Origin of the sequence: Streptomyces sp. SID5785, from assembly GCF_009870065.1 — a bacterium.
In the GTDB taxonomy this organism is placed as follows: Bacteria; Actinomycetota; Actinomycetes; order Streptomycetales; family Streptomycetaceae; genus Streptomyces.
In genome coordinates, this window is sequence record NZ_WWIA01000272.1 from 1 (window position 1) to 5,450 (window position 5,450).

Genomic DNA, 5,450 nt, shown 5'->3' on the forward strand with positions numbered 1-5,450 from the left:
CCCGCGTCTTCAAGAGCGCCCCGCGCACCGGGGACCGTGTCGTCGCGCTGACCTTCGACGCCGACATGACCGCCGACGAGGGCCCGCGCGCGGCGGCGGGCGAGCACTTCGACAACCCGGGGCTGCTGTCGGCGCTGCGGGAGCTGAAGGTGCCGGCCACCCTGTTCATGACCGGGCGTTGGGCGGACCAGTACCCGGCGCAGGCCCGGGCCATCGGATCCGATCCGCTCTTCGAGGTCGCGAACCACTCGTACAGCCACTACGCCTTCACCGGCGACTGCTACGGACTGCCCACCGTGCCGCCCGCGCGGATGCGGACGGACGTCGAGAAGGCGTTCACCGCGTTCCGCACGGCGGGCGTACGGCACGTCGTGCCGTACTTCCGCTTCCCCGGCGGCTGTTACGACCAGCAGGCGCTGCGGACCCTCACCCCGACCGGCGTCACGGCGGTGCAGTGGGACGTCGTGAGCGGGGACGCGTTCGCGACGGACGCCGACGCCGTGCGGCAGCAGGTGCTCGACGGAGTGCGGCCGGGGTCGGTCGTCGTCATGCACTGCACGCGCAGCGCGGCGCCGACGACGGAGCGCGTGGTGCGCTCGGTCGTGCCGGAGCTGCGCAGGAAGGGCTACCGGTTCGTGCGGGTCTCCCAGCTGATCGGGTCCGCGCCCCGGGCCTGAGCGTCCGTACGCTGGACCCGAGCGTCCGTACGCTGGGGGCATGGCCGACGACTACTGCTCCCCCGCACCCGCCCCCTCCCCCGGTGCCGCCGCGGCCGAGGGCCCGTTCGCCGAGTGCGTGCTGTGCCGGGAGCCCACCGAGTACCCGGAGTCCACCAAGGGCGCGACGCTGTGCCCGGTGTGCGAGTGGCAGGAGGCGCAGCGCGGCGCCTGCTCGGGCTGAGTGCGCGTCCGGCCCCGCCCGTGCGCCGCGTCAGCGGCGGTCGGCGCACGCGCAGGCCACCGCCGTGCACACCGCGGCCAGGGCCACCGCCCCGAGGAACGGCAGTGCGGGGAAGGGCACGGTGCCGTGCTGCGAGCCGGTGATCATGGCGGTGACCGCGGCGCGCGCCGGGGAGCCGGGGACGACGAGCGAGAGCACGGTGGCGAGCAGCAGCGCGGCGACACCCGCGCCGGTCGCCCTGATCAGCGGCCAGGTGGTGACGGCGCCCACCGCGATGCCGACGAGCGCGCAGGTCCAGGCGGTCAGCAGCCCGGCGCCCGCGGCGGGCAGCACGGCGACGCTCACCCGGTGGCCGGTGCTCACGCCGTCCGCGACGAGGGTCACGAGGAGGGTGGCGAGGGCGCCGAGCAGCGCGGTCGCGGCCAGCGCGGTGACCAGGCTCGCGAGGTGTGCGCGCCGGGGCGAGGTGGCCGCCGCGGTGCAACTGCGGGCCGCGGGAGGCTCGTTGGACACGCAGATCCGGGCGGCCCAGGCGCCCGTGGGCAGCAGTCCGGCCGCGGCGTACCCGAGGCAGTCGAGGATCGGCTGCCCGCCCTGCAGTCCGACGGCGAGCAGCGCCGCGTACAGGACGACGGGCGCGAGCCAGCGCTGGGAGCGCAGCAGCAGCCCGCTCTGGTAGGCGAGCAGGGCGGTCATCGGCGCTCCGGGGACAGGGACGGGGCGGGACGGACGGCGACGACGTGCCAGGGCGGATGCGCGTCGAGCAGCGCACGCAGCACGGCGTCGGAGTGAGTGGCGGGCGCGGTGACGCGCACGGTGCGGGCGTCGAGCCGGGCCAGGGTGTGCGGGTGCGGCAGCCCGGCCGGGTCCTGCCCGGCCGCTCCGGTGGCCTCGACCTCGACGGACGGGCCGCCGGCCGCGGGCCCCTCGCGCGGCACGGGCACGACGCGGGCCCCCGCCACCTCGACCACCGCGTCGGCGGCGCCGGCCAGGCGCCGCGGGTCGTGGTCGACGTACACGACGGCGCCGCCCGCGGCGGTCCGCTCGGCGACGGCCCGGTCGAGTTCGGCGCGCGCGGCCGGGTCGAGCCCGGTCCAGGCCTCGTCGAGGACGAGCAGCTCCGGGGCGGCGAGCAGCGCCTGGGCGACGGCCACCTTCTGGCTGCTGCCCTTGGACAGCTCGGCGAGCGGGGTGCCCGCGTACGCGGCGGCGCCGAACCGCTCCAGCTGCTCGCGCGCCCGGCGGGCCGCCTCGGCGCGGGCCAGGCCGTGGATGCGGCCGAGGTGGGTGAGGTAGGCGAGGGCGGTGAACGGCAGGGCGGCCGGGAAGCGTTCGGGCACGTAGGCGGTGCGCGGGCGGCCGAGGACGCGGCCCTCGCCGGGGGCGTCGAGCCCGGCGATGACGCGCAGGAGGGTGGACTTGCCCGAGCCGTTCGCGCCGCGCACCCGGACCAGGGTGCCCGCCTCGACGTCGAGGTCGACGTCGCGCAGCACCCAGGGTCCGCCGAGCCCGTAGCGGCGCCCGACGCGGCGGAGGGCGAGCGGGACGGCGGGCTGGTCGGTCGGCATGGCGACCATGGTGACGCATCGGCGGGACGCGCGGGGCGCCGTGTCCCGGGCTGCTGGCAGACTGGAGGACGTGACCAGCGACGACGTCCCGGCCGGCGAGACGGCCTCCGCCGACAGCCCGTTCCGTACCGAGCCCACCGCGCGTGACGAGGCGCCGCAGTTCGTGCTGCCGCTCGTGGTGCGGATCGAGCGCGCCGAGCCGCCGGCCCGCACCGCCGCCCTGGAGGCCGCGGCCCGCGCCGTCCTGGTGCTCCTGTCGGACGAGCGGGCGCTCGGCGACGGCGTCTGGGCGCAGGCCGTGCGGGACTGGCAGGACGCGCGGATCCGCAAGGTGGTGCGCAGGGCCCGCGGCGCCGAGTGGCGCAGGGCCGAGGCCCTGGACGGGATCACCGTGACGGACGGCGGGGCCGAGGTGCGGGTCTTCCCGCCGGTCCCGCTGGACGGCTGGCCGAAGGACCTGGCCCGGCTCCAGGTCTCGGGCACGGACCTCGACGACCCGGAGCCGCCGGCCGCCCCCGACCCGGACGCCCCGACGCTCTGGCTCAATCCCGGCCTGGGCATGACCGCGGGCAAGGCGATGGCGCAGGCGGGACACGGAGCGCAGCTCGCGTGGTGGGCGCTGACCGACGCGCAGCGCACGGAGTGGCGCGAGGCGGGCTTCCCCCTCGCCGTCCGCACGGCGGCGCCCGCCCGGTGGGCGCCCCTGACCCGCGCCGCACTGCCCGTGGTCCGCGACGCGGGCTTCACGGAGATCGCGCCCGGTTCGTGCACGGTCGTGTCCGAGGGCGGCCTGAAGTACGCGCCGCTCGGCCGCGTCGCGGCGCCGTGAGCGCCGCGCCGGAACCTCAAATGTTGCTCTGAACGTCCCCTGACCGGGGTTCACCCCGGCGTGCCCCGGTCATGACACCAGCACGCGGCGGCACACGCACGCGGGCGGAGGGGGACGGACATGGAGCGACTGACACAGCTGGGGACGGGGATCGGGTGGCGGCCGGAGATCGCCGACGTGGTCGAGGCCATGCCCGGGATCGACTGGGTGGAGGCTGTCGCCGAGAACGTCTGCCCGGGGCATCTGCCGGACTCCCTGGTGCGGCTGCGCGAGCGCGGGGTGACCGTCGTGCCGCACGGGGTGTCGCTGGGGCTCGGCGGCGCGGACCGGCCCGACGAGGGGCGGCTCGCCGACCTGGCCGCCCGCGCGCAGGCGCTGGACGCGCCGCTGGTCACCGAGCACATCGCCTTCGTCCGGGCGGGCGGTGAGCGCACCGCGACGCCGCTCCTCGAGGCCGGACACCTGCTGCCGGTGCCCCGGACCCGGGACGCGCTCGACGTGCTGTGCGCGAACGTGCGGATCGCGCAGGACGCGCTGCCGGTGCCGCTCGCGGTGGAGAACATCGCGGCGCTGTTCTCCTGGCCGGGCGAGGAGATGACAGAGGGCCAGTTCCTGTACGAGCTCGTCGAGCGCACCGGGGTCAGGCTCCTGATCGACGTCGCGAACCTGCACACCAACCACGTGAACCGGGGCGAGGACCCCGCGAAGGCGCTGTCCGAACTGCCGGTCGAGGCCATCGCGTACGTGCATGTCGCGGGCGGCTTCGAGCGGGACGGCGTCTGGCACGACAGTCACGCCCACCCGGTGCCGGAGCCGGTGCTCGACGTCCTGGCCGAGCTGGTGTCCCGGGTGACGCCGCCGGGAGTGCTCCTGGAGCGGGACGAGAACTTCCCCGACGACCCGGCGGAGCTGGGCCGGGAGGTCGAGCGGATCCGGGAGGTCGTGGCGGCCGGTGCGGCACCGGCGGGCGCGGTGCCGCACCCGGCCGCCCAGGATTCCGCGGGGCCGGCCGTCGAGGCGGCCCGCGGCCGGGTCGGACTCGCCCAGGCGGCGCTGCTGTCCGCCCTGGTGGCGGGCACGCCCGCGCCCGAGGGCTTCGACCGGACACGGCTGGCGGTGCAGGCACGGGCACTCGCGGGCAAGCGGGCCGACGTGGTGGCGAAGGTGGCGCCCGAACTGCCGCAGATCCTGGGCGCGTCCGCGTACCGGGAGGCGTTCCTCGGGTACGCCCAGCGGCGGCCGATGACGGGCGGGTACCGGCGGGACGCGCTGGACTTCGCCGAGGACCTGCTGCTCGGCCGGCGCGTCACGGACCCGGCCCCCCGGCGCCGGCTGACCGACTGGTGGCTGGAGCGGTCGGGGCCCGCGCCGCTGACCGGCCGTCCGGTGGCACGGGCCGTGCGGGCCGCACGGTTCGCGCTGCGCAGGGGATGACGCGGTACCGCAGCTGACGTAGTCCGGGGCGGTCGGGCGGCGTCCGGAGCGGGGTGCGCATTAGCGTGCGGATCCGCACCAGGAGGCACGTATGCGACCGCACTTACCCCGCCATGTCGGCGGCACCGCCCTGATCCTGTCCGCCCTCGCGGCGACGCTCGCCGCGCTCGTCTGGCCGGTCTGGTCGTACGCCGACCGCGCGGGCACCGGACCGGCCGCGCTCGACGCGCAGTCCGTGGCGACGCGGTACGGGCCGCTGTCGGCGACCGACCGGCTGTTCCTGACGAAGGTGCGGCTGGCCGGACTGTGGGAGCTGCCGGCCGGGCAGCAGGCCGAGGAACGGGCGCCGAGCCGGGCCGTCGAGACGGCGGGCGAGCATCTCGTCGAGGGGCACACGTTCCTGGACGCCCGGGTGCGTGAGGTGGCGGCCCGGCTGGGCCTCGAGCTGCCCAACCAGCCGACCGCCGCCCAGCGCGGCTGGCTGCGGGAGCTGACGGACGCGCACGGCGAGGCCTACGAGCGGCTGTTCGCCAACCTGCTGCGCGGCGCCCACGGCCAGGTGTTCTCGCTCGTCGCCGAGGTCCGCGCGACGACGAGGAACGCGCTGGTGCGCGAGCTCGCCGACGACGCGAACACGACGGTCCTCGACCACATGAAGGTCCTGGAGGCCACCGGGCTCGTGGACTTCGACGCGCTGGCCCGGGACGCGGCGACCGCGA

General features: G+C 76.8%; 7 protein-coding genes. 5 read left to right on the top strand and 2 right to left on the bottom strand.

The genetic code is table 11. The features are described from left to right. On the top strand, positions 1-677 hold a 677-nt coding region (locus tag GTW43_RS08635), incomplete at its 5' end, for a polysaccharide deacetylase family protein (protein WP_237536478.1). 40 nt (positions 678-717) lie between these two features. Further along, the gene (locus tag GTW43_RS08640; protein ID WP_161301047.1) at positions 718-900 is read left to right on the top strand and encodes a hypothetical protein; all 183 of its coding nucleotides are present in this window, start codon (positions 718-720) and stop codon (positions 898-900) included. Between the two features lie 30 nt (positions 901-930). On the opposite strand, the gene GTW43_RS37890 is transcribed toward GTW43_RS08640, so the two are convergent. Next, positions 931-1,596: an ABC transporter gene (locus tag GTW43_RS37890; protein WP_237536479.1), complete on the bottom strand. Its 666-nt coding sequence runs from the start codon at positions 1,594-1,596 to the stop codon at positions 931-933. Beyond that, positions 1,593-2,468 carry an ATP-binding cassette domain-containing protein gene (locus GTW43_RS37895; RefSeq protein ID WP_237536480.1) on the bottom strand — a complete coding sequence of 292 codons (876 nt, stop codon included), beginning with the start codon at positions 2,466-2,468 and terminating at the stop codon, positions 1,593-1,595. Before GTW43_RS37895 ends, GTW43_RS37890 begins: the two co-directional genes overlap by 4 nt. A gap of 61 nt (positions 2,469-2,529) precedes the next feature. On the opposite strand from GTW43_RS37895, the gene GTW43_RS08650 reads away from it, so the two are divergent. From GTW43_RS08650 to GTW43_RS08660, 3 genes are all read left to right on the top strand, one after another. Further along, a complete protein-coding gene (locus GTW43_RS08650) occupies positions 2,530-3,297 on the top strand; it encodes a peptidyl-tRNA hydrolase (RefSeq protein ID WP_237536481.1) in 768 nt (255 codons plus the stop codon). 120 nt (positions 3,298-3,417) lie between these two features. Next, on the top strand, positions 3,418-4,731 hold the full coding sequence (locus GTW43_RS08655; protein WP_161301048.1) for a DUF692 domain-containing protein: 1,314 nt from the start codon (positions 3,418-3,420) through the stop codon (positions 4,729-4,731). A 91-nt stretch (positions 4,732-4,822) separates the two neighbouring features. Continuing rightward, a partial coding sequence (locus GTW43_RS08660; protein WP_161301049.1) for a DUF4142 domain-containing protein occupies positions 4,823-5,450 on the top strand: 628 nt, incomplete at its 3' end.